Origin of the sequence: Sedimentibacter sp. B4, assembly GCF_000309315.1 — a bacterium.
GTDB lineage: Bacteria > Bacillota > Clostridia > Tissierellales > Sedimentibacteraceae > Sedimentibacter > Sedimentibacter saalensis.
Map to the genome: position 1 here is coordinate 1 of NZ_CANG01000856.1, position 210 is coordinate 210.

At 59.5% G+C, this 210-nt stretch carries 1 protein-coding gene; it reads left to right on the top strand.

Features of this window, described 5'->3' with window-relative positions; all coding sequences use genetic code 11:
- The coding region (locus BN358_RS24525) for an extracellular solute-binding protein (RefSeq protein WP_157593524.1) at positions 1-210 on the top strand (210 nt) is incomplete at both ends.

Consider the following 210-nt stretch of genomic DNA (forward strand, 5'->3'; position numbering starts at 1 on the left):
GTCCACCCTCGGTGGCCACAACATCGGCATCTCGGCCTTCGCGAAGAACAAGGGCACCGCTGGTGACTTCATCAAGTGGATCGCTTCCGAGGCACAGCAGAAGACCTTCCTGCAGAAGGGTTCGCTGGCTCCGATCCTCGAGAGCATGTACGCCGACGCGGATCTGAACAAGCAGTTCGGCTACCTGTCCACCCTCGGTGAGTCGATCAA